The organism is Arthrobacter sp. 147(2020), assembly GCF_013116715.1.
GTDB lineage: Bacteria > Actinomycetota > Actinomycetes > Actinomycetales > Micrococcaceae > Arthrobacter_D.
In genome coordinates, this window is sequence record NZ_JABFOM010000001.1 from 404,828 (window position 1) to 428,638 (window position 23,811).

Annotated in this window: 28 protein-coding genes; 18 read left to right on the plus strand and 10 right to left on the minus strand. The window is 65.5% G+C overall.

Annotation, left to right across the window (positions count from 1 at the left end; genetic code table 11):
- Window positions 1-30 precede the first annotated feature (30 nt).
- The 15 genes from HMI58_RS01930 (at window position 31) to rplI (ending at window position 12,539) form a co-directional block, all read left to right on the plus strand.
- Window positions 31-1,203: an MFS transporter gene (locus HMI58_RS01930; RefSeq protein WP_171618006.1), complete on the plus strand. Its 1,173-nt coding sequence runs from the start codon at window positions 31-33 to the stop codon at window positions 1,201-1,203.
- A 133-nt stretch (window positions 1,204-1,336) separates the two neighbouring features.
- Window positions 1,337-2,329, plus strand: coding sequence for an ATP-binding cassette domain-containing protein (locus HMI58_RS01935; protein WP_171584829.1), 993 nt, complete (start codon window positions 1,337-1,339; stop codon window positions 2,327-2,329).
- Window positions 2,326-3,162 carry an ABC transporter permease gene (locus tag HMI58_RS01940; protein ID WP_171584828.1) on the plus strand — a complete coding sequence of 279 codons (837 nt, stop codon included), beginning with the start codon at window positions 2,326-2,328 and terminating at the stop codon, window positions 3,160-3,162. Before HMI58_RS01935 ends, HMI58_RS01940 begins: the two co-directional genes overlap by 4 nt.
- A gap of 75 nt (window positions 3,163-3,237) precedes the next feature.
- Window positions 3,238-3,996 carry an ABC transporter ATP-binding protein gene (locus tag HMI58_RS01945; protein ID WP_171617948.1) on the plus strand — a complete coding sequence of 253 codons (759 nt, stop codon included), beginning with the start codon at window positions 3,238-3,240 and terminating at the stop codon, window positions 3,994-3,996.
- Window positions 3,993-4,748, plus strand: coding sequence for an ABC transporter permease (locus HMI58_RS01950; RefSeq protein WP_171617949.1), 756 nt, complete (start codon window positions 3,993-3,995; stop codon window positions 4,746-4,748). The genes HMI58_RS01945 and HMI58_RS01950 overlap by 4 nt, the downstream gene beginning before the upstream one ends.
- A 56-nt stretch (window positions 4,749-4,804) precedes the next feature.
- Complete coding sequence (locus HMI58_RS01955) at window positions 4,805-5,329, plus strand: TetR family transcriptional regulator (protein WP_345890606.1); 525 nt, start codon at window positions 4,805-4,807, stop codon at window positions 5,327-5,329.
- A gap of 141 nt (window positions 5,330-5,470) precedes the next feature.
- Window positions 5,471-6,418 carry an ATP-binding cassette domain-containing protein gene (locus HMI58_RS01960; protein ID WP_171584824.1) on the plus strand — a complete coding sequence of 316 codons (948 nt, stop codon included), beginning with the start codon at window positions 5,471-5,473 and terminating at the stop codon, window positions 6,416-6,418.
- A gap of 2 nt (window positions 6,419-6,420) precedes the next feature.
- On the plus strand, window positions 6,421-7,284 hold the full coding sequence (locus tag HMI58_RS01965; RefSeq protein WP_171584823.1) for an ABC transporter permease subunit: 864 nt from the start codon (window positions 6,421-6,423) through the stop codon (window positions 7,282-7,284).
- A gap of 35 nt (window positions 7,285-7,319) precedes the next feature.
- A complete protein-coding gene (locus tag HMI58_RS01970) occupies window positions 7,320-8,597 on the plus strand; it encodes a sensor histidine kinase (protein WP_171584822.1) in 1,278 nt (425 codons plus the stop codon).
- Window positions 8,581-9,312: a response regulator transcription factor gene (locus HMI58_RS01975; protein ID WP_171617950.1), complete on the plus strand. Its 732-nt coding sequence runs from the start codon at window positions 8,581-8,583 to the stop codon at window positions 9,310-9,312. The genes HMI58_RS01970 and HMI58_RS01975 overlap by 17 nt, the downstream gene beginning before the upstream one ends.
- Before the next feature lie 20 nt (window positions 9,313-9,332).
- Window positions 9,333-10,613 (plus strand): M18 family aminopeptidase, encoded by a 1,281-nt coding sequence (locus HMI58_RS01980; protein WP_171617951.1) that lies wholly within the window; start codon window positions 9,333-9,335, stop codon window positions 10,611-10,613.
- A gap of 167 nt (window positions 10,614-10,780) precedes the next feature.
- Window positions 10,781-11,086: a 30S ribosomal protein S6 gene (rpsF, locus tag HMI58_RS01985; RefSeq protein WP_019482095.1), complete on the plus strand. Its 306-nt coding sequence runs from the start codon at window positions 10,781-10,783 to the stop codon at window positions 11,084-11,086.
- A gap of 64 nt (window positions 11,087-11,150) precedes the next feature.
- Complete coding sequence (locus HMI58_RS01990) at window positions 11,151-11,723, plus strand: single-stranded DNA-binding protein (protein ID WP_171584819.1); 573 nt, start codon at window positions 11,151-11,153, stop codon at window positions 11,721-11,723.
- A gap of 108 nt (window positions 11,724-11,831) precedes the next feature.
- The gene (rpsR, locus tag HMI58_RS01995; RefSeq protein WP_005273147.1) at window positions 11,832-12,071 is read left to right on the plus strand and encodes a 30S ribosomal protein S18; all 240 of its coding nucleotides are present in this window, start codon (window positions 11,832-11,834) and stop codon (window positions 12,069-12,071) included.
- Window positions 12,072-12,089: 18 nt separating this feature from the next.
- Window positions 12,090-12,539 carry a 50S ribosomal protein L9 gene (rplI, locus tag HMI58_RS02000; protein WP_171584818.1) on the plus strand — a complete coding sequence of 150 codons (450 nt, stop codon included), beginning with the start codon at window positions 12,090-12,092 and terminating at the stop codon, window positions 12,537-12,539.
- A 45-nt stretch (window positions 12,540-12,584) separates the two neighbouring features.
- Here rplI and HMI58_RS02005 read toward each other — a convergent pair whose 3' ends face one another.
- Window positions 12,585-13,082, minus strand: a complete 498-nt coding sequence (locus HMI58_RS02005) for a hypothetical protein (protein ID WP_171617952.1) — start codon at window positions 13,080-13,082, stop codon at window positions 12,585-12,587.
- Between the two features lie 671 nt (window positions 13,083-13,753).
- On the opposite strand from HMI58_RS02005, the gene dnaB reads away from it, so the two are divergent.
- On the plus strand, window positions 13,754-15,133 hold the full coding sequence (gene dnaB / locus HMI58_RS02010) for a replicative DNA helicase (RefSeq protein WP_171584816.1): 1,380 nt from the start codon (window positions 13,754-13,756) through the stop codon (window positions 15,131-15,133).
- A 21-nt stretch (window positions 15,134-15,154) separates the two neighbouring features.
- Here the strand turns inward: dnaB and HMI58_RS02015 are convergent, their stop codons facing one another.
- The 8 genes from HMI58_RS02015 to HMI58_RS02050 all read right to left on the minus strand — a co-directional run bounded on the left by HMI58_RS02015 (window position 15,155) and on the right by HMI58_RS02050 (window position 21,749).
- On the minus strand, window positions 15,155-16,549 hold the full coding sequence (locus tag HMI58_RS02015) for a DUF2254 domain-containing protein (protein WP_171617953.1): 1,395 nt from the start codon (window positions 16,547-16,549) through the stop codon (window positions 15,155-15,157).
- Between the two features lie 90 nt (window positions 16,550-16,639).
- Window positions 16,640-16,990 (minus strand): DUF1801 domain-containing protein, encoded by a 351-nt coding sequence (locus HMI58_RS02020; protein ID WP_171617954.1) that lies wholly within the window; start codon window positions 16,988-16,990, stop codon window positions 16,640-16,642.
- 19 nt (window positions 16,991-17,009) lie between these two features.
- The gene (locus tag HMI58_RS02025; protein WP_171584813.1) at window positions 17,010-17,309 is read right to left on the minus strand and encodes a MoaD/ThiS family protein; all 300 of its coding nucleotides are present in this window, start codon (window positions 17,307-17,309) and stop codon (window positions 17,010-17,012) included.
- Window position 17,310: 1 nt separating this feature from the next.
- A complete protein-coding gene (locus HMI58_RS02030; protein WP_171617955.1) occupies window positions 17,311-18,399 on the minus strand; it encodes an exo-alpha-sialidase in 1,089 nt (362 codons plus the stop codon).
- Between the two features lie 122 nt (window positions 18,400-18,521).
- A complete protein-coding gene (locus tag HMI58_RS02035; RefSeq protein ID WP_171617956.1) occupies window positions 18,522-19,355 on the minus strand; it encodes an ABC transporter permease in 834 nt (277 codons plus the stop codon).
- The gene (locus HMI58_RS02040) at window positions 19,352-20,296 is read right to left on the minus strand and encodes an ATP-binding cassette domain-containing protein (RefSeq protein ID WP_171617957.1); all 945 of its coding nucleotides are present in this window, start codon (window positions 20,294-20,296) and stop codon (window positions 19,352-19,354) included. Before HMI58_RS02040 ends, HMI58_RS02035 begins: the two co-directional genes overlap by 4 nt.
- Before the next feature lie 38 nt (window positions 20,297-20,334).
- Window positions 20,335-21,180 (minus strand): DUF4097 family beta strand repeat-containing protein, encoded by an 846-nt coding sequence (locus tag HMI58_RS02045; protein WP_171617958.1) that lies wholly within the window; start codon window positions 21,178-21,180, stop codon window positions 20,335-20,337.
- A gap of 80 nt (window positions 21,181-21,260) precedes the next feature.
- Window positions 21,261-21,749 carry a histidine kinase gene (locus tag HMI58_RS02050; protein ID WP_171584808.1) on the minus strand — a complete coding sequence of 163 codons (489 nt, stop codon included), beginning with the start codon at window positions 21,747-21,749 and terminating at the stop codon, window positions 21,261-21,263.
- Window positions 21,750-21,839: 90 nt separating this feature from the next.
- On the opposite strand from HMI58_RS02050, the gene HMI58_RS02055 reads away from it, so the two are divergent.
- Together HMI58_RS02055 and HMI58_RS02060 are read left to right on the plus strand one after the other, a co-directional pair.
- Window positions 21,840-22,718: a DUF4031 domain-containing protein gene (locus HMI58_RS02055; RefSeq protein ID WP_171617959.1), complete on the plus strand. Its 879-nt coding sequence runs from the start codon at window positions 21,840-21,842 to the stop codon at window positions 22,716-22,718.
- A 76-nt stretch (window positions 22,719-22,794) separates the two neighbouring features.
- Window positions 22,795-23,436 (plus strand): TetR/AcrR family transcriptional regulator, encoded by a 642-nt coding sequence (locus tag HMI58_RS02060; RefSeq protein WP_171617960.1) that lies wholly within the window; start codon window positions 22,795-22,797, stop codon window positions 23,434-23,436.
- Here the strand turns inward: HMI58_RS02060 and HMI58_RS02065 are convergent.
- Complete coding sequence (locus tag HMI58_RS02065) at window positions 23,433-23,789, minus strand: hypothetical protein (protein ID WP_171617961.1); 357 nt, start codon at window positions 23,787-23,789, stop codon at window positions 23,433-23,435. The genes HMI58_RS02060 and HMI58_RS02065 overlap by 4 nt on opposite strands.
- Window positions 23,790-23,811 lie beyond the last annotated feature (22 nt).

Sequence of the window (23,811 nt, forward strand, 5' to 3'; positions counted from 1 at the left end):
TTATAGGTGCAAACCAATGTGAGACCAGCAATGTGGGCTACGTTCGCCGTTTTCGGCCTGAACGGGCTGGTCTTTGCCAGTTGGGCGGCCCGCATCCCTGCCGCATCCTCAACCCTCGGCCTCAGCGACGGCCAAACCGGTTCCCTCCTGCTGGCCGCGGCCGCCGGGTCGGTGCTCGCGCTGCCGCTGGCCGGAAGCATCGCCGGTCGCGTGGGGGTAGCAAACACGGTCCGGATCGGCGGGGTCGCGTCGGCAATCGCCGCCGTGACCATCGCCGGCGGATTGACGACGACGTCGGTCCCGCTCACCGCGCTCGGACTGTTCCTGTTCGGCGTCGGCGTGGCCCTGTGGGACGTCGCCCAGAACATTGAGGGAGCCGACGTCGAACACCGCCTCCGCCGCACCATCATGCCCAAGTTCCATGCAGCGTTCAGCGGTGGAGCGTTCGCGGGTGCGATGGTCGGTGCTGGCCTGTCGGCACTCGGCGTCGACCTGTCCTACCACCTGCTGGGCGTTGCCGCCGTCGTCATCCTGGTGTCCCTCTGGGTGCCCCGCTATTTCCTGCCGGAGATTTCGCACGCCGATGCGCATCCCGGCACTGCGCAACCGGGTCGGTTCGCCGCCTGGTTGGAGCCGCGGACACTGCTCATCGGCCTCGTGGTCCTGGGCGCCGCTTTGACGGAGGGTGCCGCGAACGACTGGGTGGCCAAGGCCACCGTGGACGGGCTGGGGTCCACCGAGGCCACCGGGGCGGTCATGTTCGGGGTGTTCGTCGCGGCGATGACCCTGTTCCGGTTTGTCGGCGGCGGGCTGATCGACCGTTACGGCCGGGTCCGGGTGCTGCAGGTCAGCCTCGGGTCCTCCCTGGTGGGACTGCTGATCTTCGTGTTCGCCCCCTCGGTGCTCCTCGCCGGCGTGGGCGCGGTGCTCTGGGGTGCTGGGGCTGCCCTGGGCTTCCCGATGGGAATGTCCGCCGCGGCTGATGAACCCCGCCATGCAGCGGCCCGGGTGTCAGTGGTTTCCACCATCGGGTACATGGCGTTCCTGGCCGGCCCACCCCTGCTCGGTTTCCTCGGTGACCAGGTCGGAATCCGCAATGCCCTGCTGGTGGTGGGAGTAGCGGTGCTCGCCTCATTCCTGGTGGCCCCGGCCGCCGCCGAACGCCAGAACGACGCCGATCAGGCGGCCACCCCCGTTCCCTGACAGCTGTTATTGATCACCGCATTCCCGCTGCTTTCTGGGCGTTATGGAAACCCCTCGCTCCCCCGATTTGTATGAGGTCAAAAGCTGTCCTGAATAAGTGCTCGTCCGGGTGTCTGAACCCTAAGCTTGGACGATGACAATCATTGAGGCCAGAGGTCTGAAGAAGATCTATAAATCGAAGAGCGGACCCGTCCACGCGCTGGACGGGCTGGACCTGCTGGTGCCCCAGGGCACTGTCAAGGCGTTGCTCGGTCCCAACGGAGCGGGCAAGACCACCGTTGTGAAGGTGTTGACTACGCTGATCCAACCCACCGAGGGCACCGCTTTCGTGGATGGCATCGACGTGCTCGCCAACCCGCGGGCGGCACGCCGCATCATCGGGGCATCAGGACAGTACGCCGCTGTCGACGAGAACCTGACCGGGTTCGAGAACCTCGAAATGGTGGGCCGTTTGTACCACCTGGGCGCCAAGACAGCGAGGCGTCGCGCCCAGGAACTCATCGACCAGTTCGAGCTCACCGAAGCCGGAAACCGCCCCGTGAAGGGGTTCTCCGGCGGTATGCGCCGCCGGATCGACCTGGCCGGGGCGCTGGTGATCAACCCGAAAATCCTCTTCCTGGATGAGCCCACCACCGGACTCGACCCCCGAAGCCGGCTGGCGCTGTGGGAGATCATCAAGAACCTGGTCAGCGACGGGACCACGTTGCTCCTGACCACCCAGTATCTGGAGGAGGCCGACCACCTGGCCGACGACATTGCCGTGATCGACGGCGGAAAGGTCATCGCTGAGGGCACTTCCGATCAGCTGAAGGCCCGGATTGGAGGGCACCGCGTGGTGGTGGCGCTGGTTGACGAGGCCGACGCCGGCGCTGCCAGTGAAATCCTCGCCCGCCACGGTGAAGGCGAAGCCCGGGTTTCCGATGATCGGCGCAGCGTTGAAGTGGCCGTCACCGAAGGGCCGCGTGCCCTGCAGTACATCCTGGCGGATCTTGGGCAGGCGGGTGTGGGGCTGCACGACGCCGGCATGCGTCGGCCCACCCTTGACGACGTGTTCCTCAAACTGACGGGTCACACGGCTGAGAACGAGCAGGACGCCGAGAATTCCGAGATGGAGAAAGCCAAATGAGTGTCCTCACCAAGCAGACCACCTATGAGAGCGTCGGTACGCCGGCGGGACAGCTGCTCTCCGACGGGTGGATCGCCACCCGCCGCAACCTGATCAAGATCAAGCGGGTACCGGAGATCCTGGTCTTCACCATCCTGCAGCCGATCATGTTCGTGTTGCTGTTCAGCCAGGTCTACGGCGGAGCGATGAACGTCTCCGACTACACCAACTTTCTGATGGCTGGCATCTTCGCGCAGACGGTCATTTTCGGCTCCACCTTCTCCGGCGCCGCGATGGCACAGGACCTCAAGGACGGCATCATTGACCGGTTCCGCACCCTGCCGATGAGCCCGGCTGCGGTGCTGATCGGCCGCACTAACGGTGACCTCGTCATCAACAGCATCTCGATGCTGATCATGATGGGCACCGGCTGGATTGTGGGCTGGCGGGTCACCACCTCGGTGTGGGGTTTCCTGGGAGGTGTCGCGATCCTGCTGCTGTTCAGCTACTCGTTCAGCTGGGTGATGGCTTTGCTCGGAATGAGCGTCAGGAGCCCCGAGGTCATCAACAACGCGTCCTTCATGATCCTGTTCCCCCTCACCTTCATCTCGAACGCGTTCGTCCCGATCCACACCATGCCCGAGGTGCTCAAGAACATCGCGGAGTGGAACCCGGTCTCCGCTCTGGTCGAGTCGGCCCGGCAGCTGTTCGGGAACACCAACCCGGACTTCCCGGAGCCCACCGCGTGGACCCTGCAGAATCCGTTCATCACGATCCTCATCGGTATCGTCCTGATGCTGCTGATCTTTGTGCCGCTGTGCATCAGGAAGTTCGAGTCCATCAGCTCGCGCTGACGGAGCCCTTGACGGCAGTATCCCGCCGGTCTACCTTGAATTCATCAGGTGATGAATTCAAGGTAGGGAGCTGCCATGTCACCGCAACCTGCCCGCTCGCGGTCCGCGATCGAAGTATCGGCGCTCACCGTCCGACGGTCCAAACAGAATGTCCTCGAAGACGTTCACTTCAGCGTTCCCCGGGCCCGGATTACCGGGCTATTGGGTCCGTCAGGAAGTGGGAAGACCACCCTCTTGCGGACGATCGTCGGTGTCCAGCGGATTACCTACGGCACGGTGTCCGTCCTGGACAGGCCTGCCGGGGATCCAGCATTGCGCCGCGAGGTTGGCTATATGACGCAGGCCCCCAGCGTTTACGCGGATCTCACGGTCGAAGCCAATGTGCGGTATTTCGGCGCGATGCACGGCCGACGCCGTGCGGATACCGTCGACGCACTGAGCGCCGTCGGGCTGACCGAGCTTGCCCACAGGAAGGCTGCCGACCTGTCCGGCGGTCAGTTCAGCAGGGTGTCTCTGGCGTGCGCCCTGGTCGCAGCACCCCGGCTGTTGGTCCTCGACGAACCGACCGTTGGACTGGACCCGGTGCTGCGGGTCGATCTGTGGCAGCGCTTTAAGGACCTGACAACCCACGGCACCACCCTGTTGGTCTCCAGCCATTCGATGGAGGAAGCGGGGCGCTGCGACTTTCTTGCGCTCCTCAGGGAGGGGCGGATGCTGGCGCATCTCACTCCCGCGGAACTTCGCCAGCAGACGGGCACTGATGACCTCGAGGCCGCTTTCCTGCGCCTGATCCGCGACTCTGAGGCCGCACCTGCCGAGGGGAAACGGCCATGAACCTGCGAAGCTTGGCCGCCACCGCACTGAGGGTGCTCCGGCAGTTGCGCCACGACCCACGGAGCATCGGGTTGATCCTGGTGGTCCCGGCCCTCCTTCTGGCACTGGTCTACTTTCTCTTCGAGAACGAGACGGTACCGCCGGGAGCACCCCGTACCTTCGACCGGGTGGGTCTGATGATGCTGGCCATTTTCCCGTTCGTTGTGATGTTCCTCGTCACCTCCATCACCATGCTCAGGGAGCGCACGTCAGGGACCCTGGAGCGGCTGCTGACCACCCCCATGCACAAGGCCGATCTGCTCTTCGGCTATGCCCTGGCTTTCTCACTGATGGCCGCCCTCCAGGCGGTGGTTGCCTCCGGTGTTGCCTATTACGTGTTCAAACTCGACATTGCGGGCAGCCCGGGACTTGTTGTGCTGGTCGCCGTCGTCAACGCGGTCCTGGGGGTGGCGCTCGGTCTGCTCTGCTCGGCCTTCGCCCGCACCGAGTTCCAGGCCGTCCAGTTCATGCCGGTGGTAGTGGTGCCCCAGATTCTGCTGTGCGGGCTGTTCGTGGCCAGGGACAGGATGAACGAGGTACTGGAGGCGGTGTCGAACATCTTGCCACTGACCTTTTCCGTCGACGCGTTGCTGGAAGTCGCGGGCAACGTCGACGCGACGGATGCCATGTGGAATGACGTGGCGGTCCTGTCCCTGATCGTAGTGGCAGTGCTGACCCTCGCCTCGCTGACCCTGCGTCGTAGCTCAGCATGAGTCAGGGGGTCCGGCGGGGGCGGCGAAGCGGAACTTCCGACACCCGCGGACACATCGTGTCCGCTGCCCGCAACCTGTTCGCCTTACACGGGTACGACGGCGTGAGTCTGCGGCACATCGCGCGCGCTGCCAGCGTCGATGCTGCACTGGTGCATCACTATTTCGATGGGAAGGACGACCTGTTTGCCGCCTGTATTGATCTACCAGCGGACCCCGCTGAGGTGCTCGCCAACGTTGTAAGCGCGGCACCGGAGGATCGAGCTGAAGTGCTGATCCTTACTCTGCTGAACCTGTGGGAGTCGCCAGCCCAGGCAGCACTGCTGGCGCTGGTCCGTGGTGCGGTGGGCTCACACACCCAGGCCGCGCTTGTCCGGGAGGTTCTTCGGCGCCGGATCCTCAACCTTGTGGCTGCCGGACTTGACGACGCCGACGTACGAGGCGCGCTCGCGGCAAGCCAACTCATCGGTCTGATGATGGCGCGGTACGTCATCAAGCTTGACCCCCTCGCCTCGGCAACCCACGAAGAGGTAGTCCGGCTGGTTGAACCCACCATCAAGCGGTACCTGACCGGGGTGTTGTAGGGGCGCGGGTCTCATCCAAAAGGTGTACCCGACGGAATCAAACATCATCCCAAGGGGCGGCGAGCCCGGACGCCAACCTCCGTAGGCTTGAAGCAAGCCCAGTATTGACCGGGCACCCGCAGCAATATTAAGGACGCAGCCATGATTGAGGCACACGGCCTGGCGAAGCGCTATGGCTCCAAGACAGCAGTGGACAACGTTTCGTTCACCGTCCACCCCGGCAAGGTGACCGGGTTCCTCGGCCCCAACGGTGCCGGGAAGTCCACCACGATGCGCATGATCGTCGGGCTGGACAACCCCACGGACGGCAACGTCACCGTCAACGGCCGGCGCTACGCCGAACACCGCGCGCCGCTGCGCGAAGTGGGAGCCCTCCTCGACGCGAAAGCCGTCCACACCAAGCGCAGCGCCTACAACCACCTCCGGGCCATGGCCGCGACGCACGGCATCCCCAACAGCAGGGTCAAAGAGGTAATCGAAATGACCGGGCTCGGTCCGGTCGCGAAGAAGCGTGTCGGTGGTTTCTCCCTCGGCATGGGGCAGCGCCTCGGCATTGCCTGCGCCCTCCTGGGTGACCCCCACACCGTGATCCTCGATGAGCCGGTCAACGGCCTGGACCCCGAGGGTGTGCAGTGGGTTCGCCATCTCGCGAAGGGCCTCGCCTCCGAGGGCAGGACGGTCTTCCTGTCCTCCCACCTGATGTCGGAAATGGCGCTGACCGCCGACCATCTGATCGTGATCGGGCGTGGCCGCATCATCGCCGACGCGCCCATCGAACAGATCCTCTCGGACCAGGGACAGGCCCGCACCCGGGTCCGCACCGACAACCCGGCCGAACTGATCCGTGCCCTGGCCGGCGACGGTGTCACCTCGCAGCAACTGGAACCTGAACTGCTCGAAGTCACCGGTGCTGATTCCCACCGCATCGCCCGGGCCGCCCTGGAGAACCAGGTGCTGGTCTACGAACTCACCCCTTTGCAGGCCTCCCTCGAAGAGGCCTACATGCAGCTCACCAGCGACGAAGTCGAGTACCACTCGCATGATCTCCCGCAGGCAGCCCAGGCTGCCACCGTTGGGGAAGGAAAGTAGCCATGTCCCACGCAGCAGTCGCAACCCCCACCCGCTCTACCACCAGTGGGACGGGTGTGAATTTCGCCCGGACACTGAAGTCGGAATGGATCAAGTTGGTCACCGTTCCCTCAACCGTGGTGATGCTGACCATCACCGTGGTGGTGATGATCGGTCTGGCGGCACTGTTCGCCTGGCAGACGACAGTTTTGCTTGATCTCCAGGGGGACCCGGAGATGGCAGCCCAGATGCAGGGCGCGCCGGACGCAACCTCAATCACCAACACCATCCCCGGATCCGGGCTGATCTTCGGGCAGCTCCTGATCGGTTCGCTGGCCGTGGTGCTGATCGCGTCCGAGTGGGGCACCGGCATGATTCGTTCCACCATGGTGGCCGTACCGAAGCGCATCCCGGCCTTATTGGCCAAGCAGGTCGTGTTCGCGGTGGTCGCGTTCATCGTCGGTGCCGGTTCGGCATTCGTGAGCTACCTCATCGCCCAGCCGATCCTGTCACCGTCAGAGCTGGAGTTCGGCCTCGGCGATGAGGGAGTGCTGCTGCACATCGTCAACACCGGTTCGGTGCTTGCCCTTATGGCCATCATCGCGATGTCCATCGGCACGTTGCTGCGCAACACCGCGGGCGGTGTGGTCACTACCATTGGCCTGTTGCTCATCCTGCCCATCCTGGTAGCGACCCTTCTGGCGGGAATTGCCGACTGGATTCCCGACGCCGCACGCTTTCTTCCCAGCAGCGCCGGCGAGCAGATGGTGGCGATCACCATTGCCGACGGAGCCCTGAATCAGTGGCAGGGCGCACTCGTCCTCGGCGCCTGGGCCCTGGTGCTGCTGGTGGTTTCCCTGGTGGTTACCAAGAAGCGGGACGTCTAGCCAGCCGGTCCTGACCGGCCCGATAAGCTCACTCCATGAGTGAAAAAGCCTTGGTGGAGGGGGCGGCGGAGCGAACGGCCGCCGCCTCCTTCACCGAGATCAACGCACGGCGCCTCGGCCCATTCAGGCGCTACTTCCGCAACCACCCGCGGGTCACCGACGCCGTGGTGGTTCTTATTTACCTGGCCTCCAGCCTGCCGCAGTCGATTGTCGCCACCATCTTGCATGATCAGTGGCTCCCTCTGCTGCCCGTCATTGCCGCAGGCGTGGTTCTCTTCTGGCGCAGGGACCGGCCCCTGCTGGTCCTGGGCATCCTGCTGGGCCTCGAATGGCTGAGCCTGTTGACCTCCGACGGCCAGGCGAGCGTGGGGATCGGGGTGTGGTTCGCGCTCTACGCGGTCGCTGTCCGCCACCCTTTTCGGATTGCCGTCGGCGCCCTGGCCGCAGCAGCGGTCCTCACCATCACCCCCCTCTGGTTCGTCGACGCCCTGTTTGTCGAGGAAGCGCCGTACCTGATCTGGATTGTGATGGGCTTTGTCCTCATGTGGTACCTCCTGGCAGTCGGGTTCGGGGTCACCATCCGCCGGGACCGCGAACACGAGACCGCCCTGCGGGACTGGGCGGTCCGCAACGCCGAGCTCGCGTCAGCCACCGAACGGAACCGGATTGCCCGGGAAATGCACGACGTCGTCGCGCACTCCCTCTCGGTGATGATTGCGCTCTCCGATGGTGCCGCCGTCGTGATGAAGCGCGACCAGGAACGCGCCCGCGAAGTCCTCGACGAACTATCGGCCAGCGGCCGGACTGCCCTCGCTGATATGCGCAGGGTGCTGGGCGTCCTGCGGGTCGGCCCCGAGGCTGCGCCCCTTGAACCCTTGCCGGCCGCAGGCTCCCTCGCCACCCTCCTCGACGGGTTCCGGGTGGCAGGGCTACCCATCCGGTTGGGGTTATCGGGGCCCGGGCTGCCCGAGAATCCGGCCTTCCAGTTGACCGTGTACCGGATCATCCAGGAATCACTGACCAATGTGCTGCGCTACGGCAAGAGCGTCACCACCGTGAACGTGGCAATTTCCCGGACTGGCACGCTGGTCAGGGTGCGGATCACCGATGATGGCCGTGGCAGCATGGGGCCCGTGGTGTCGGTGGGTACCGGCCAGGGGATCACCGGGATGCAGGAGCGCGCGTCGATCTACTCCGGCACCGTAGACTGCGGGCCCGGCCCCGACGGCGGCTGGGTCGTTGACGCACGCCTGGTACTACCCGAGGACCGGGAGTCCACGAACAGGGGAGCAGACAGTGTCCGAAGCACCTGAACACTCCAGCACGGACGACCAGCCGGAGACCGCCGAACCCATTCGGGTGCTGCTGGTCGATGACCAGCCGCTGCTGCGGATGGGATTCCGCCTCATCCTGGAAGGGGAGGACGGCGTCGTCATAGTCGGAGAAGCCTCCAACGGGTCGGAGGGGGTGCGGATGGCCGCAGCCCTGAAGCCCGACGTCGTGCTGATGGATGTCAGGATGCCGGTGATGGACGGAATCGAAGCGACCCGCCTGATCACGGGATCGGGATCCTGTTCCCGGATCATCATCCTGACCACCTTCGACCTCGATGAGTACGCCTTCGCCGGCCTGCAGGCAGGCGCTTCAGCGTTCCTGCTCAAGGATGTGGGCCCCGATGAGCTGGTGCATGCCGTGCGGGTAGTTGCCAGTGGGGACGCCGTGGTGGCGCCGCGGGTGACGCGCCGCCTCCTGGAGACCTATGTCCGGTCCCTGCCTCCGCACGCGGCGCGCCCGCCAGCCGACCCGCTGCTCGACGACCTGACCCCGCGGGAGCGGGAAGTGCTCGGCGCGATCGCCGAGGGGCTCTCCAATGCGGAGCTCGCCCAGAAGTTTTTCCTGTCGGAGGCCACCGTGAAGACCCATGTCCGGCGGATCTTCACCAAGCTGCACCTCCGGGACCGGGTGCAGGCGGTCGTGTACGCCTACGAGTCGGGCCTGGTGGTTCCGAGCCAGGGGCTGGACTACTAGGCCTTGGTAGGCTCAAGTCCATGACTGCCCTCCAGCACATTACTGATCTCGGCGCCTACATCGGTGCCTCCCCGTCGAGTTTTCACGCCGCGACCGAGGGCGCCGCACGGCTGGAGGCCGCAGGCTTCGTGAGGCTGGACGAAGCCGCGGCGTGGACCGCGCAGGCCGGTAGATTCCTGGTGGTGCGCGACGGCGCACTGATCGCCTGGATCACCCCGGCGGACGCCACCGCGGTCACGGGGTTCCACATTCTCGGCGCGCACACCGACTCGCCGGGATTCAAGCTCAAGCCCAAGCCCACCACGGGCCGGCACGGCTGGCTGCAGGCAGGCGTCGAAGTCTACGGCGGCCCCCTGCTCAATTCCTGGCTGGACCGGGAGTTGGCGCTCGCCGGCCGGCTGGTCACCCACGACGGCGCCGAGCACCTCGTCTCCACCCCGCCCCTGCTGCGCTTCCCCCAGCTCGCGATCCACCTGGACCGCGCGGTCAATGAGGGGCTCACCCTGGACAAGCAGCAGCACATGAACCCTGTCTGGGGGGTGGGGGACCCGCGCGACGCTGACCTTCTGGAGCTCCTGGCAGACACCGCTGGCATCGCCGCCGAGGACGTGGGCGGATACGACGTCGTCGTCGCCGACACCCAGCCCGGCAGTATCTTTGGTGCGGACGATGCGTTCTTCGCGGCCGGCCGGTTGGATAACCTGTCCTCTGTGCACGCCGGCCTGGTGGCGCTGATCGCTGCCGGTGCTACGGCGACCACCGGCGGGCCAATCGCCGTGCTGGCTGCCTTCGACCACGAGGAAGTGGGCAGTGCGTCCCGATCCGGCGCCAGCGGCCCGTTCCTCGAGGACGTGCTGCACCGGATCTCCGGCGGGCTGGGGGCAGACGCCGAGGAGCGGCGGAGGGCGCTGGCCGCCTCGTTCTGCGTGTCGGCCGACGCCGGCCATGCGGTGCACCCGAACTACGCCGAACGCCACGACCCGGCCAACCGTCCCATCCTCGGTGGCGGGCCGCTGCTGAAGATCAACGCCAACCAGCGGTACACCACCGACGCTCCGGGCGCCGCCTACTGGGCGCGGCTGTGCCGCGACGCCGACGTGCCTTACCAGGAGTTCGTCTCGAACAACGTGATGCCATGCGGGTCCACCATTGGCCCGCTGACCGCCACCCGGTTGGGGATCCGGACCATCGACGTCGGCACGCCCCTGCTCTCGATGCATTCCGCCCGGGAACTGTGCTCACCGCTGGACCCCCACCGCCTGGCCACCGCAGCCGAACTGTTCTTCAGTTCCACCGCCTAGCAGTTATCCACACGGTTCGGCCCACCGGCGATTCTCCGGTAACATTGGTAAGTCTGTGCTGATGCCGGTGCCCGTTCTGGGACGACGCGTCAGGCAGTCCAACGCAAATAGAACCTCCTGTTACGGAAAGACCGTGACCGTTTAGCCCAGAGGAGGTGGGTTCACAAATGCGTGCATATGAATTGATGGTAATCATCGACCCCGATGTCGAGGAACGTACCGTCGAGCCTTCGCTCGAGAAGTTCCTGAATGTCGTCCGCAACGGCGGCGGCACCGTAGATAAGGTAGACCTGTGGGGACGTCGTCGCCTGGCCTACGAAATCAAGAAGAAGGCTGAAGGTTTCTACGCTGTAGTCAACTTCACCGCCACCCCGGCGATCGCTGCCGAACTTGACCGCCAGCTGAGCCTCAACGAGACGATCATGCGTACCAAGATCATCCGTCCCGAGGAGCAGAAGGTCTCAGCCGAGTAGTTTCGGCTCAGCTTCACAGATTAGGACAGGCCCACCGTAGTGGGCTGTGACAGTAGGAGGCACCATGGCAGGCGAGACCATAATTACGGTCGTCGGTAATCTCACCAGCGATCCCGAACTTCGTTTCACCCCGTCCGGCTCGGCGGTGGCTAATTTCACCATCGCGTCGACGCCGCGGACCTTCGACCGTCAGACCAACGAGTGGAAGGACGGCGAAACGCTGTTCCTTCGCGCGTCGGTGTGGCGTGAAGCGGCCGAGAACGTTGCGGAGACCCTCACGAAGGGCACCCGCGTCGTAGCTCAGGGCCGGCTCAAGTCACGTTCGTACGACACCAAAGAAGGCGAAAAGCGCACTGTCATGGAACTTGAGGTGGACGAGGTCGGTCCATCCCTGCGCTATGCATCAGCGAAGGTCACCCGCACCCAGCGCTCCGGCGGTGGCGGCGGAGGCAACTTCGGCGGCAACAGCGGCGGCGGCAACAACTCCAACTCAGGTTGGGGCGGCGGCCAGCAGGGCGGTCAGCAGGCTCAGCAGCCAGCTGATGACCCGTGGGGCGCACCCGCAGGGGGCAACTCTTCCGGAGGTAACTCTTCCGGGTGGGGCAACGGTCCGGACTCGTCCGAACCTCCCTTCTAACCCTTCTTTACCCGGCAGGCCCGCCCGTTTCGGTAGCGGCCACCCGCCAAGTAGTTCCCATCCCGCAGAATCGTTCTGCGGGCTCCACCAGACATAAGGAGCACCACGATGGCTAAGGCTGAACTTCGTAAGCCCAAACCAAAGTCCAATCCCCTGAAGGCCGCTGACGTTACCGTCATCGACTACAAGGACGTAGCGTTGCTGCGTAAGTTCATTTCCGACCGCGGAAAGATCCGTGCCCGCCGCGTCACCGGTGTCACCGTGCAGGAGCAGCGCAAAATTGCGCAGGCAATCAAGAATGCCCGTGAAGTTGCCCTCCTGCCGTACTCCGGCGCAGGCCGCGGTTAAGGAAAGGAACCCAACCCAATGGCAAAGCTCATTCTGACCCATGAAGTAACCGGTCTTGGTGCTGCAGGCGACATTGTCGAGGTAAAGAACGGTTACGCACGTAACTTTCTTCTGCCCCGCGGTTTCGCTCTCACCTGGACCAAGGGCGGCGAAAAGCAGGTCGAGTCGATCAAGGCTGCCCGCGTTGCCCGCGAGCACTCAACGCTCGAAGACGCGCAGAAGCAGGCAGCTGCTCTCTCCGCCAAGCCGGTCACGCTGACCGTCAAGGCTGGAGAGTCCGGGCGTCTGTTCGGCACTGTCAAGGCCGAGGATGTCGCAAAGGCTGTCGAGGCCGCAGGTCTCGGCACCATCGACAAGCGCAAGGTCGAACTGCCCGCCCACATCAAGTCGGTCGGCGCCTACCAGGCGAACGTCCGCCTGCACGATGATGTTGCAGCAGTAATTGATCTGAACGTTGTCGCCAACTAGTTCACTGCTGTTCACTCAGCACCACTAGCTGGTAGCACAGAACGACTAGAGGGGCTCCCGCTGATCGCGGGGGCCCTTTTTGTCGTTATCGGGCGGTAGCGCGGGCTGATCGGTGAGATGCAACGCGAACGCCTGACTTGCCATCAACGCCTGCACCCGGTCAAGGGTGCTGAGCCTGGGATCGCTCATGGCCCTCTGGTTGGCCCGCAGCGCCTCCCGTGCGGCGTAAGTGCCCTCCCGCCCGCCCGGCGCCCCGACAGGGCGTTGCGTCGTTTCCTGTGCGCCCACGGCGGGCGGGGGTGGATCCGGAACGGGCGGCGGACCGCTGACCTGGCTGGTCTCGTTGACCGGTAGCGGCCCGGGGGGTGAAAAGTCAGGGGCCGGACGGAGGTCTCGGGCCGGACGGAGAGGACGCGGTGGAAGCGGTGGAGTATCGAGAGTGGATGGCTGGGTCCGCCGGTCCCGGCGGGTGATGTAGCTGATCGCTCCGCCTGCCGCAAGGGTGGTGGCCAGGACGACCACAGTGATCACCAGCAGTTCCACGTTCCTGTCCTCCGCACCGGTCGGGTCTGTTGAGCCAGTATCCCACCACGTCGTCGAGGCGCCCGCCTGTGAACCCGTCCGATGGTGTCTGCCCCTGGTCCGGACGCGTTCAACCGCCGACGACCTACCCACGAAAGGTATTCCGTTGCTGGAATATGAAGTAAGGGAACCGCCGACGGGAGCCTGTTCAGGGTGCGCTGCGGGCTATATAGGCCGGTCCCAGCGGGAAAACACATGTGTCCTGGCACACATAGAGAGGGCCGAAAGCTGTGGATAGCTGGTGAATAACCCGGTCCTGTACGGCCTTTGAGAGCATCTGTCAACACGCAAGTAGAGCATGAATGTTGTATCCAGGAACATTTACTCCACAGCCCATAACGAATGTTTGCGCAGGTCAGAGCCCTATTCGGTGAATAACTATTTTGTTATCCACACCCTTGTCCCCATCCTGTGCACAAGACACGCCGCGTTATCCACAGTCAATCCACAGGAACTGTGGATTGCTCGCTTGGCAGGATGGTGCTTCGGCACTACCGTTGCGGAGTATCCCAGAGGCCAAACTGTCCGCACCAGGTGATAAAAATCAGTCATCAGGCCGGATACGACCACTGACGGACAATCTGTCTGCAGCTGGTTCCCGGGGTAGGTTACCTAGAAAAGAGAGTGCAGCGGTGTCCCTCACGCAGATTGATTCCAAGGAGGACACCCGGTCCCCGGAGTTCACACGAACCCCGCCGCAGGACCTGGTTGCCGAACAATCAGTCCTGGGCGGCATGATGCTGTCCAAGGATGCGATCGCCGACTGCGTCGAGGTGTTGCGGGGTGTGGACTTCTACCGCCCCGCCCACGAGAGCATTTACGAAGCCGTGATCGACCTCTATGGTCGGGGCGAGCCAGCTGACGCCGTCACCGTGTCCGACGAACTCACCAAACGCGGCGAGATCTCTCGTATCGGAGGGCCAGCCTACCTCCACACGCTGATCCAGTCGGTGCCCACAGCGGCCAACGCCGGATTCTACGCAGAGATTGTCCGTGAGCGGGCAGTCCTGCGACGCCTGGTGAACGCAGGCACCAAGATCGTCCAGCTCGGCTATTCCAACGACGGCGAGGTCGATGACATAGTCAACGCCGCGCAGGCCGAGGTCTACGCCGTGGCCGAGCGTCGCAGTGCTGAAGACTACGTCGCGCTGAAAGACATCATCGAGAGCACCGTCGATGAGATTGAGTCAGCCGGGCACCGCGGTGAAGGCATGACAGGGGTCCCGACGGGCTTCTTTGAACTGGACGAGCTCACGCAGGGGCTTCACGGCGGGCAGATGATCGTCGTCGCGGCACGGCCCGCCATGGGTAAGTCGACCTTCGCCCTGGACTGGGCACGCTCCGCGGCGATCAAGCACAACATGACCACTGTCTTTTTCTCCCTCGAAATGGGTCGCAACGAGATCGCAATGCGCCTCCTTTCCGCCGAGGCGACGATTGGGCTGCAGGATCTCCGCAAGGGCACCATCAAGGATGAGCAGTGGGGGAAGATTGCCACCACGATGGGGCGGATGAATGATGCGCCGCTGTTCATCGACGACAGCCCCAACATGTCGCTGATGGAAATCCGCGCGAAATGTCGGCGGCTGAAGCAGCGCCATGACCTGAAGCTGGTCGTCCTGGACTATCTGCAGCTGATGTCTTCGGGTAAGCGTGTGGAGTCCCGCCAGCAGGAGGTCTCCGAGTTCTCCCGTGCCCTGAAGCTCCTCGCGAAGGAACTGAACGTGCCCGTGGTGGCACTGTCGCAGCTGAACCGTGGCTCCGAGCAGCGCACCGACAAGCGGCCAATGGTCTCTGACCTCCGAGAGAGCGGGTCGATCGAGCAGGACGCGGACATGGTGATCCTGCTGCACCGCGACGACGTGTACGACAAGGAGTCACCGCGCGCCGGTGAAGCGGACGTGATCGTCGCCAAGCACCGTAACGGGCCCACGAAGACCATCGTTGTCGGGTTCCAGGGCCACTACTCGCGGTTCAATAACATGGCCGTGGATGGTGGTGGTGGTTTCTAGCGGCGCCGTCACGATGGCCCGCTAGACCCGGCCGCCCGTCACCGGGCCGCGGGGGGCCCACTCCCCGCCCAGCGCCCGTTCCACCTCGTCCGCCCGCTGCTGGAGGTGGGCCGCTACCGCATCCGGATAGGTTTCCTCCTGGACGGCGGACACGACCCGTTCCAGCTGTTCCCGGATGACAGGCCGGTGCTCCGCGGCGGCATGCCAGGCGACCTCCTGCAGCAGGCTGAGCACCCGGTCCAGCACCGCCGGGTCGGCACTCCCATACAACACCGGCTGGTCGAGGGTGATATTCAGGAACGCGGCGAAGTCCGGCCGGTGCAGAATCACCCGGACCAGGCCGTCGTCGTCGTGCAGCACGCGCGGCCCGAGATCCCGCTGGGTAAGGTCACACAGCAGGGCTGAGGTGTGGCCGAGGACGTGGATTGCGGTCGTCGGGTCATTGATACCCGGTGACAACGCCTTGGCCGCCACATCGATGAGCTGCCGGAATCCGAAGGCGACATCCTGGACGGCAGTCCGCTCGAACCCGCAGGTGAACGCGCTGGCGACGTCATCGCGGAACTCCTGAACCGCTTCCGGCTCCATACTGGGCTCCCCGCTGCGCACCCAGCCGGCCGCGGCGGGAATGCCCTGGACCAGTGACGAGCCAACCTGGGTATCGACCCTGATGATCGCCCGATGCTTGACCGCCGCCGCGAGGAGGGTTTCCTCGTCAATCCCGGTGAGGAACCCCGAGCGTGGCGCGCCAATCCACACCGCAGCGTCGGGGGCCACCGGGAGCACCGGGGCCTGTGAGCCCCGCTCATCCGGGTACACCCGCCGAATGGTTCCGCTGGTTTCCTGGTGGACCTTGCGCATGATCGTTTCAGCCCTGATCTCGCGTGCCAGATGCGCCAGGAAGAATACCAGGCCGATGATGCTGGCGATAGCGAGCAGGAACGCCAGTGTCACGGCGAGGTGGGGCACGAAGGGTTCGTCACCGTCGTCGCCGGACCGTACCGTCCGCAGTACCGTGAGGGCGTACGCGAACGTGCCGAGGAACAGGGCGAGGGTTGCATGAACCACCCGGTCGCCGGCAAAGGTGCGCAGCAGGCGGGGGGAGAACTGGCTGCTGGCCAGCTGGAGGGTGACAACGGTCAGGGAGAAGGTCAACGAGGTTGCGGTGATCAGCGAACCGGCCGTCGCCTCCAGGATGGCCCGTCCGGCGTCGGGTCCGCCGTTGATGAGGAAGTAGGAGATGGTCGACGGCATCTCGGAGCCGATCGCTGCGTCGACGGTGGGAATCCACACCCCCAGCCCTATGGCGACCAGGACGGCGGAAACCGGCAGGGGCCACAGTTGCGTGCGGAGCGCATCGCCCGCGGTCCGAAATCTGCCCCGCAATTGGCCGACCGGCCCTGAAGTTCGGGTCATGGGCTGCACGGCTCCTTGCTGGCGTGGACGGGATACCTGCACAGCGTAAACCAGGCGGTTCCCTCAGCCCGAACTGCCACACCAGGAGGATCAGGCGGTGCCGCGGATCTCCGCCCGGCGTGCCAGCACCAGTTCCCTGACCGCCTCGTCCGGAAGGGTGTGTTCCGGGGTGAACCGGACGGTGCCCTTGGAGAGGGCAAAGCCGTCCAGTGTTGCACTCAGCCGGTCAATGACGGCTGGCGAGAACGGATGGACCGACAGGTGCCTGGCGCTCACGGTGAAACCGATGAGTGGTTTGCCTTCAACCTTCAGCACCGGCATGCCGTAACTGGTCCCGGCCACCGCTTCGGGCGCCGCATCACGGGCGACGGCCACGATCCGCTGCAGGCAGGTGCGCTGAGGGTCCTTAATCGCTGCGAGAGCCTCATCAACTGAATCCATTCCCCGGCCGTCCGTCCTGCTACCCGCCAGCGACCGATTGCACGATCATCACCTCGGCGCCGGGTGGGACCGGCGTCGACAGGCCCTCCAGCCGGCGCACGTCCTCCCCGTCCACATACACGTTGACGTACCGGCGCAGAGCCCCGGTCTCATCCCTGATCCGCCGGGCGAACACCGGATACCCCTGGTGCAGGTCGTCGAGGAGTTGGGCCAGCGGGACCGCCGACGGGGTGGGCACCGGAACCGTGGCCCGGTCGCCAATCAGCGGTCGCAGGAGGGTGGGGATCAGGACGGTCACCTCGCTGGTCGGGGTCGCCATCCTAGGCGCCGACGACGGCGGCCGCACGGACGCACAGCACGTCCGGCAAGTGGGAGGCCACCTCGCTGAACGAGTCACCCTCATCGTTGCTCGCATAGACGGTGCCCCCGCGGGTGCCGAAGTACACGCCCACCGGCTCCAGCGTGTCGACGCCGGCGGCGTCCCGCAGGACGGCGTTGTACTCGTTGTCGGGCAGCCCCCGGTCCTGACGGGTCCAGGAGGACCCGGCATCGTCAGTGCGGTGGACCGCGAGCTTCGCCTCCGGCGGGATCCGCTCCCCATCGGCCTGCAACGGGATCACCCAGGCCGTGCCGCTGCGGCGCGGGTGGGTGAGCATCACGAACCCGAAGTCTGCTGGCAGCCCGTCAGCGATCGACTCCCAGGTCTCACCGCTGTCATCGGAGCGGTACACCCCGTGATGGTTCTGCGCGTACAGCCGGTTCGGTTCAACTGCGTCCCGGGCGATCTTGTGGACGCATTGGCCAAATTCCGGGTTGGGGTCCGGCATGAAGTAGGCCGAGATCCCCTTGTTCCGGGGGGCCCAGGACGCGCCGCCGTCGTCGGAGCGGTATACCCCACCGGTGCTCATGGCCACGTGGACCGTGTCGCTGACGGGGCTCGGGATCACCGAGTGCGCTGCGGCACCGCCGAACCCGGCGCCCCATTCGGAACGGTGCGGGTGGTCCCAGAGGCCGCGGTTCAATTCGAAGTGTTCACCGTAGTCGGTCGACTTCCACACCGAGATGGGTTCGCAGCCGGCCCAGACGACTCCGGGGCGGTCGGCGGAGTCCGGTTGGAGCTGCCAGATCCGCCCGACCGCTGTGTCATCGGATCCGTCAAACTTGATGGCACCCTGCTCGGGTTCGGACCAGGTGGCCCCCAGGTCGTCGGAGTAGACCACTGTTGGACCCCAGTGGTAGGAGAGCACTCCCACGAGGATACGGGTCCGGTCCTCGCGGGTGTCGATGCCGACGCTGGCGACCTCCTGCATGAGGAAGTGCGGCTCGGACAGTGTCCAGGATTGGCGGTCAGTGCTGGTGGCGAGCCACAGGCCCTTCTTGGTGCCGATAGCCATCAGTGTTGTGGTCATGGGGTCCTCGGTTCAGTGGGTAACTGATGTGAACACTGTAAACAATGGCACAGCCGCGGTGCCCTGTACATAGCTTCCCTGCGGCCGCGGCCATGCCTTTGTTTCGGTGTCGGGTGGACCGGTCAGCGCACCGACCTCCGCTCATAGATGCTCATGGACCAGGCGTAGCCGATGGCGATAATCACCACGCACCAGCCCAATGACACCCACAGGTTCCAGCCCAGGTCGGTGCCGAACAGCAGGCCGCGGAGGGCCTCGATGAGGGGAGTGAACGGCTGGTACTGGGCAAACCACTGCAGCCATTCGGGCATCGATGCTGTCGGGACGAACCCGCTCCCCAGGAACGGCAGGAGGGTCAACAGCAACGGCCAGTTGCTCGCCGTTTCGACCGATTTCGCCTGGATTCCCATGGCCACGCCCAGCCAGCTGATCGCATAGCAGGTCAGGGCAATGAGGCCGAGGGCGGAAAGCCACCCGGGCAGGTCTGCCGTCGGACGGAAACCGATGAGCAGGCCGACGCCGAAGACGAGGACGACGGCGATCAGGCCCACGATCGTGTTTCCCAGCACATGCCCGGCGAGGACTGCGGACCGCGAGATGGCCATGGTCCGGAACCGGGCGGTGATCCCCTCCGTCATATCCATCGCCGCGGTGATGGCGACCCCACCGGCACTGCTCGCGACAGTGACCATCAGGATTCCTGGCAGGACGTAGGAGACGTAGGCCTCGCGGCCGCCACCGGCGTCGACGCCGGGAAGGCCCGCCCCGAGGGTGCCACCGAACACGTACACGATGAACAGGAGGGCGACCACGGGGCCGAGGATGGTGAACAGGGACAGCCCGGGGTAGCGGACCATGTGCAGCAGGTTGCGGCACAGCAGGGTGATCGCATCTGCCACGGCGTGGGATGGCCGTTTCGCGCCCGGGCGGACCGGTGACGCGGCGGTGGTGGTCATGGGAGGGTTCCTTTCGTCTCGACCCGGCCAGTGAGGGCGAAGAACACGTCATCGAGGTCGGGGGTGTGGATGCTGAGGTGGTCAACGGGAAGGTTCGCCGCGTCGAGGCGGTTCAGGAGCGCACGGAGGGCGGCGGGTTCGCCCTGGCTCGGCACTGTGAGGGAAAGCCCCGACTCATCGCTCTCCGACTCCTGCAACAGCTGCGCGGCGGACCCCAAAGTAGCGGCGTCGGCGAAACGGAGCCGGACGTGACCGCCGGGCACCAGCCGTTTGAGCTCGTCCGGTGTTCCCTCGGCCACGATCCGGCCGCCGTCGAGAACCGCAATCCGGTCGGCAAGCCGGTCCGCCTCTTCCAGATGCTGGGTGGTGAGCAGCACTGTGGTGCCCTCGGCGACCAGGTTCCGCACCATGTCCCACATAGTGTGGCGGCTCCGCGGATCCAGGCCGCTGGTTGGTTCGTCGAGGAAAATCACGCTTGGCGTCGCGACCAGGGTCATCGCAAGGTCGAGCCGCCGTCGCATCCCACCGGAGTAGGTGGACAGGCGGTTTCGTGCCGATTCAGCCAGGTCGAACTGCTCCAGGAGCTCAGCCACTCGTGTTCGTGAGCGTTTCGCCCCGAGGTGCCTGAGGCGGGCCATTAGGTAAAGATTTTCCTCGCCCGTCAGCAGGTCATCGACCGCCGAGAACTGCCCGGTCAGGCCGATCGCGGCGCGAACACCGTCGGGATCCCCGGCGACGTCGCAGCCGGCCACCGAGGCGGTACCGGCGTCGGCGTGGATCAGTGTCGAGAGGATGTGGATCGTGGTGGTTTTGCCCGCCCCGTTCTGGCCGAGCAGTGCGGTGACTGTTCCGGTGCCGATACCGAGGTCGACGCCGTCGAGCACCATTTTGTCGCCGTAGGACTTACGGAGTCCCTCAAGGCTGATTGCTGTCGAATGCATGTCAGGTTCCTTATCAGGTGTGCCCGGCTGGCGCGCCGCTACCGGGTCCGGTGGATGGAGATGTTGCCGCCCTGGGTGCGCGCACGGACGGCGACGGTTTGCTCGGACGGCGCCGGGGCCCTGTCGCCGTCGAGCTCGTTGCGGATGTGGCCGACTTTGGATGACAGGTCCAGCCAGGCCGCAACTCCTGGACGGATCCCGATGGTGACCTGGCCGTACCCGCTCTCAACGGCGATGGATCCGCTTCCTACGTCGGGAAGCGTGATGCTGCCATAGGCGGTTTTGGCGGTCACCGATGCGAGGGCCCTGCCGACTTCAAAGTCGCCGTAGGAGAGTTTCGCCTCCAGGTCGCCGCCCGCTTCCCCGACGGAGATTGCACCGTGGGAGGCTTTGAGGATTGACTCCCCGCCGATGGCGCCGACCCGGATCTGGCCGTGGTCAGCGGTGATTTCGGCGCCGCCGCCGACGGATCCGGCGGTCGCGTTGCCGTGCCCGGCGCGCAACCACAGTTCGCCGGTGGCGTCGATGTCCACTGGCCCCATCAAGTTCTTGATCCGGGTGGCGCCCAGCCGGCCGACGGTGCGTACCCCGCCGGTCGCCACCCTGGCGGTCAGCCGGGAGCCGGTGGGCAACTCGATCAGCAGGTCGACCGACTCGGTGGGTCCGATCATGTTGAATCGGGGCTTCGGACCGGTGACGGTGAGCCGTGTGCCGTCGAAGTCGACGGTGGTCGCCTCGGCCCCCCGGCGGTCGACGGCCCGGTCCGGGTTGGTGGGTGACACAGTGACCACGGTGTCGGAACGGTCGCTGGCGATGACGTCCAGAGCACCGACCTGCAGGTTGACGGCGAGGTCGATGGCGGTGGGGGTGGTGTAAGTAGGCATGCTGAAGTACTCCCCTGGTAGGCGTGGTGGATTATCCCCGCGGGTCCGCGGGGCGGATTAAGTTGTGGGGCGGGCGCTGGCTAGCGCGCCCATCCCGCGAAGTTGTCGCCGGAGCGCAGCGCGCGCTGGGCGGAGCGTCGTTGCTTCGGTTGGAGCGCAGAGGCCACCGCGCGGACCAGCCAGGTGTTGACGGACATGCCGTCGGCTGCGGCCGCGTCGTCCACCCGCGCTTTCAGGGCGTCGGGGAGGCGCAGGGTGGTCCTGGTGGTGCTTGCGTCGTCCTGGTCCACGGTCACGGCAGTCGGTTCGTCGGCATCGGCGTCGGTTGCTGACGGGGTCACGACAAACTCGACCTCGCGCCCCCTCAGCCGGAGGTCAACCGAACCGGGGGCGAGATCGCGGGTGATCTCTCCGGCCGCGGCCGACAGAACGTCAAGGAGGACAATCCGGGTGGCGGCGTCCAGTCCGGCGGCAAGACGTTCGGCGGCGGCGCGGGTATCTTCGGAGCCGCCTTCCGACGCATCCACCAACTGGCGTTGCAGGTCACTGACGTATCGTCCCAATTCCATAACACCAGAGTGACACCATAGTGGTGTCATGTCAAGCAAAAGTGGTGTCACCTTCAGAAAGTTCGGGAAGGCCGCCGGTAGGCTGGGACGATGGCCATCTACATCGACCCCCCACTGTGGCCGGCCCACGGGACCGAGTTCTCCCACCTGATCTCCGACACCTCACTCACCGAACTCCACTCCTTTGCCGCCGCTGCCGGCATTGCCGAGCGGGCATTCGACGGCGATCACTATGACGTCCCCGTCCGCCGCTACCGGAAACTGGTGGCGCTGGGGGCGACGGAGGTGGACTGCGGAACCCTGACGCGGATCCTGATTGCCAGCGGGCTGCGCATCCCGGCTCGGCAGCGGACGCCGCGCCTGCGGCGGGCACTGCTTGCGCGCTGGGCGGCGCTGGCGCCCCGGAGCCCGGAGCTCGGCGAGTCCCTGGTCAACCGATGGTCCGAGGCTCATCGCCGCTATCACACCCCGTCCCATCTCCTGGACGTCCTGGAGGCGCTCGATGCGATCTTCCAGCCCGACGACGACGGGTCCCTTCGCCGCCAGGTGCGCCTCGCGGCCTGGTTCCATGACGCCGTGTACGAGGGTATGGCTGGAGAGGATGAGCGCGCGTCCGCTGCGCTCGCCGCGGAGTGGCTGACTGGCCTCCTGCCTGCAGCCGAGGTGTCGGAGGTGGTGCGCCTGGTGCTCCTGACGGCGTCGCATGACCCGGCCCCGGGTGATCGGGCGGGTGAGCTGTTGTGTGATGCCGACCTGGCGGTACTCGGCCGGTCGGCGCAGGGCTACGAGCGGTATGTCGCGGCGGTGCGACAGGAGTACGCCCATGTGTCCGATGCGGACTTCGCGGTAGGCAGGGACGACGTCGTGCGCAGGCTCCTCGCCATGAACCAGCTGTTCCGTACCGTCCCAGCCCGGCGGCTGTGGCAGGAAGCCGCCCTGGCGAATTTGACGGGTGAACTGCGGTCCTGAACCAGTGCAGTGGACTCCGTGACAGACTTGTAGACAGTGTTCACTTGCAGTCATCCGAGGTAAGGCCAATGATCCAGTGACCGAGCAGTCCAGTCCGCGCACCACCTACCGGCATGGCGACCTTCGCCGGGCGCTGATCGACGCGGGTACCGGTCTGGCACGCGAGGGCGGGCCGGATGCGGTCGTCCTCAGGGAAGTCACCCGTCGCGCCGGGGTCACCCCGAACGCCGCCTACCGCCACTTCACCGACAAGGGTGCGCTGCTCTGGGCGGTCTCGCTTGCCGCCCAGTCGAGGCTGGCGGCGGCCATGGAAGATGAGCTGTCAGCGATCGACGACGGCGCCCGCCAGGATGACGCGGTGATGGCCCGGGCCAGACTCCGCGCCGTGGGGGCGGGATACCTTCGCTTCGCCCAAACCGAGCCCGGGTTGTTCAGGACCGCGTTCGCCAACCACGTTGATCTGCGGGACGCGGCAACCGGGGATTCCGCGGGGCCGCACGGCCGGACTCCCTTCCAGCTCCTGTCCGACGCCCTGGATGCGCTGGTCGACGCCGGGGTGCTGCCAGCGGACCGGCGGGCGGGAGCCGAATTCGTAGCCTGGTCATCCGTCCACGGACTCGCAATGCTGGTGATCGACGGCCCGTTGCGCGGACTGGACCCGGATCAGCGGTTGGTGGCTGCGCAGCGGCTACTGGAGATGGTCGAGAAGGGGATCTAGTCCCGTTTGTGGCCGGTGTTATCACCCATGTGGTTGGACGGTCGGTCCATCCACTCCGGGCGATTCGTGTACCCCTGGGTGGGGCGCTGGCGGGTGACTTCATCCGGGTCGTCGCTGCCGTAGGTCCGGGTGGTGGTGAGCTGTCTCCGGCGGATCACGTAGCCACTGGCGAGGAGGGTGATCGCCGCCGCAATCAGGACGGCGCCGATGGCGAGGTTCAGGCCGGCGCCGGAGGGGACCGCCTCGTTGAGGGCTGCCGCGCGCGCGAAATCCGAAATACCCTGCGGGATGAAGAGGGTGCTCAGGAAAAACGCGACGAGACCGCCGATGTAGAACCAGACTTCTTTTTTCATGTGGACTCCCTGTCCGACGGTG

Coding starts and splice junctions, on each gene's coding strand:
- HMI58_RS02030 (WP_171617955.1), bottom strand. CDS start 18,399: ATGACCACAACACTGATGGCTATCGGCACCAAGAAGGGCCTGTGGCTC.
- HMI58_RS01980 (WP_171617951.1), top strand. CDS start 9,333: ATGACTGCCCTCCAGCACATTACTGATCTCGGCGCCTACATCGGTGCC.
- HMI58_RS02035 (WP_171617956.1), bottom strand. CDS start 19,355: ATGACCACCACCGCCGCGTCACCGGTCCGCCCGGGCGCGAAACGGCCA.
- HMI58_RS01990 (WP_171584819.1), top strand. CDS start 11,151: ATGGCAGGCGAGACCATAATTACGGTCGTCGGTAATCTCACCAGCGAT.
- HMI58_RS02015 (WP_171617953.1), bottom strand. CDS start 16,549: ATGACCCGAACTTCAGGGCCGGTCGGCCAATTGCGGGGCAGATTTCGG.
- HMI58_RS02055 (WP_171617959.1), top strand. CDS start 21,840: ATGGCCATCTACATCGACCCCCCACTGTGGCCGGCCCACGGGACCGAG.
- HMI58_RS01950 (WP_171617949.1), top strand. CDS start 3,993: ATGAACCTGCGAAGCTTGGCCGCCACCGCACTGAGGGTGCTCCGGCAG.
- HMI58_RS01970 (WP_171584822.1), top strand. CDS start 7,320: ATGAGTGAAAAAGCCTTGGTGGAGGGGGCGGCGGAGCGAACGGCCGCC.
- HMI58_RS02040 (WP_171617957.1), bottom strand. CDS start 20,296: ATGCATTCGACAGCAATCAGCCTTGAGGGACTCCGTAAGTCCTACGGC.
- HMI58_RS02065 (WP_171617961.1), bottom strand. CDS start 23,789: ATGAAAAAAGAAGTCTGGTTCTACATCGGCGGTCTCGTCGCGTTTTTC.
- HMI58_RS02025 (WP_171584813.1), bottom strand. CDS start 17,309: ATGGCGACCCCGACCAGCGAGGTGACCGTCCTGATCCCCACCCTCCTG.
- rpsF (WP_019482095.1), top strand. CDS start 10,781: ATGCGTGCATATGAATTGATGGTAATCATCGACCCCGATGTCGAGGAA.
- rplI (WP_171584818.1), top strand. CDS start 12,090: ATGGCAAAGCTCATTCTGACCCATGAAGTAACCGGTCTTGGTGCTGCA.
- HMI58_RS02050 (WP_171584808.1), bottom strand. CDS start 21,749: ATGGAATTGGGACGATACGTCAGTGACCTGCAACGCCAGTTGGTGGAT.
- HMI58_RS01940 (WP_171584828.1), top strand. CDS start 2,326: ATGAGTGTCCTCACCAAGCAGACCACCTATGAGAGCGTCGGTACGCCG.
- HMI58_RS01945 (WP_171617948.1), top strand. CDS start 3,238: ATGTCACCGCAACCTGCCCGCTCGCGGTCCGCGATCGAAGTATCGGCG.
- HMI58_RS01935 (WP_171584829.1), top strand. CDS start 1,337: ATGACAATCATTGAGGCCAGAGGTCTGAAGAAGATCTATAAATCGAAG.
- HMI58_RS01965 (WP_171584823.1), top strand. CDS start 6,421: ATGTCCCACGCAGCAGTCGCAACCCCCACCCGCTCTACCACCAGTGGG.
- HMI58_RS02020 (WP_171617954.1), bottom strand. CDS start 16,990: ATGGATTCAGTTGATGAGGCTCTCGCAGCGATTAAGGACCCTCAGCGC.
- HMI58_RS01960 (WP_171584824.1), top strand. CDS start 5,471: ATGATTGAGGCACACGGCCTGGCGAAGCGCTATGGCTCCAAGACAGCA.
- HMI58_RS01930 (WP_171618006.1), top strand. CDS start 31: ATGTGGGCTACGTTCGCCGTTTTCGGCCTGAACGGGCTGGTCTTTGCC.
- HMI58_RS02045 (WP_171617958.1), bottom strand. CDS start 21,180: ATGCCTACTTACACCACCCCCACCGCCATCGACCTCGCCGTCAACCTG.
- rpsR (WP_005273147.1), top strand. CDS start 11,832: ATGGCTAAGGCTGAACTTCGTAAGCCCAAACCAAAGTCCAATCCCCTG.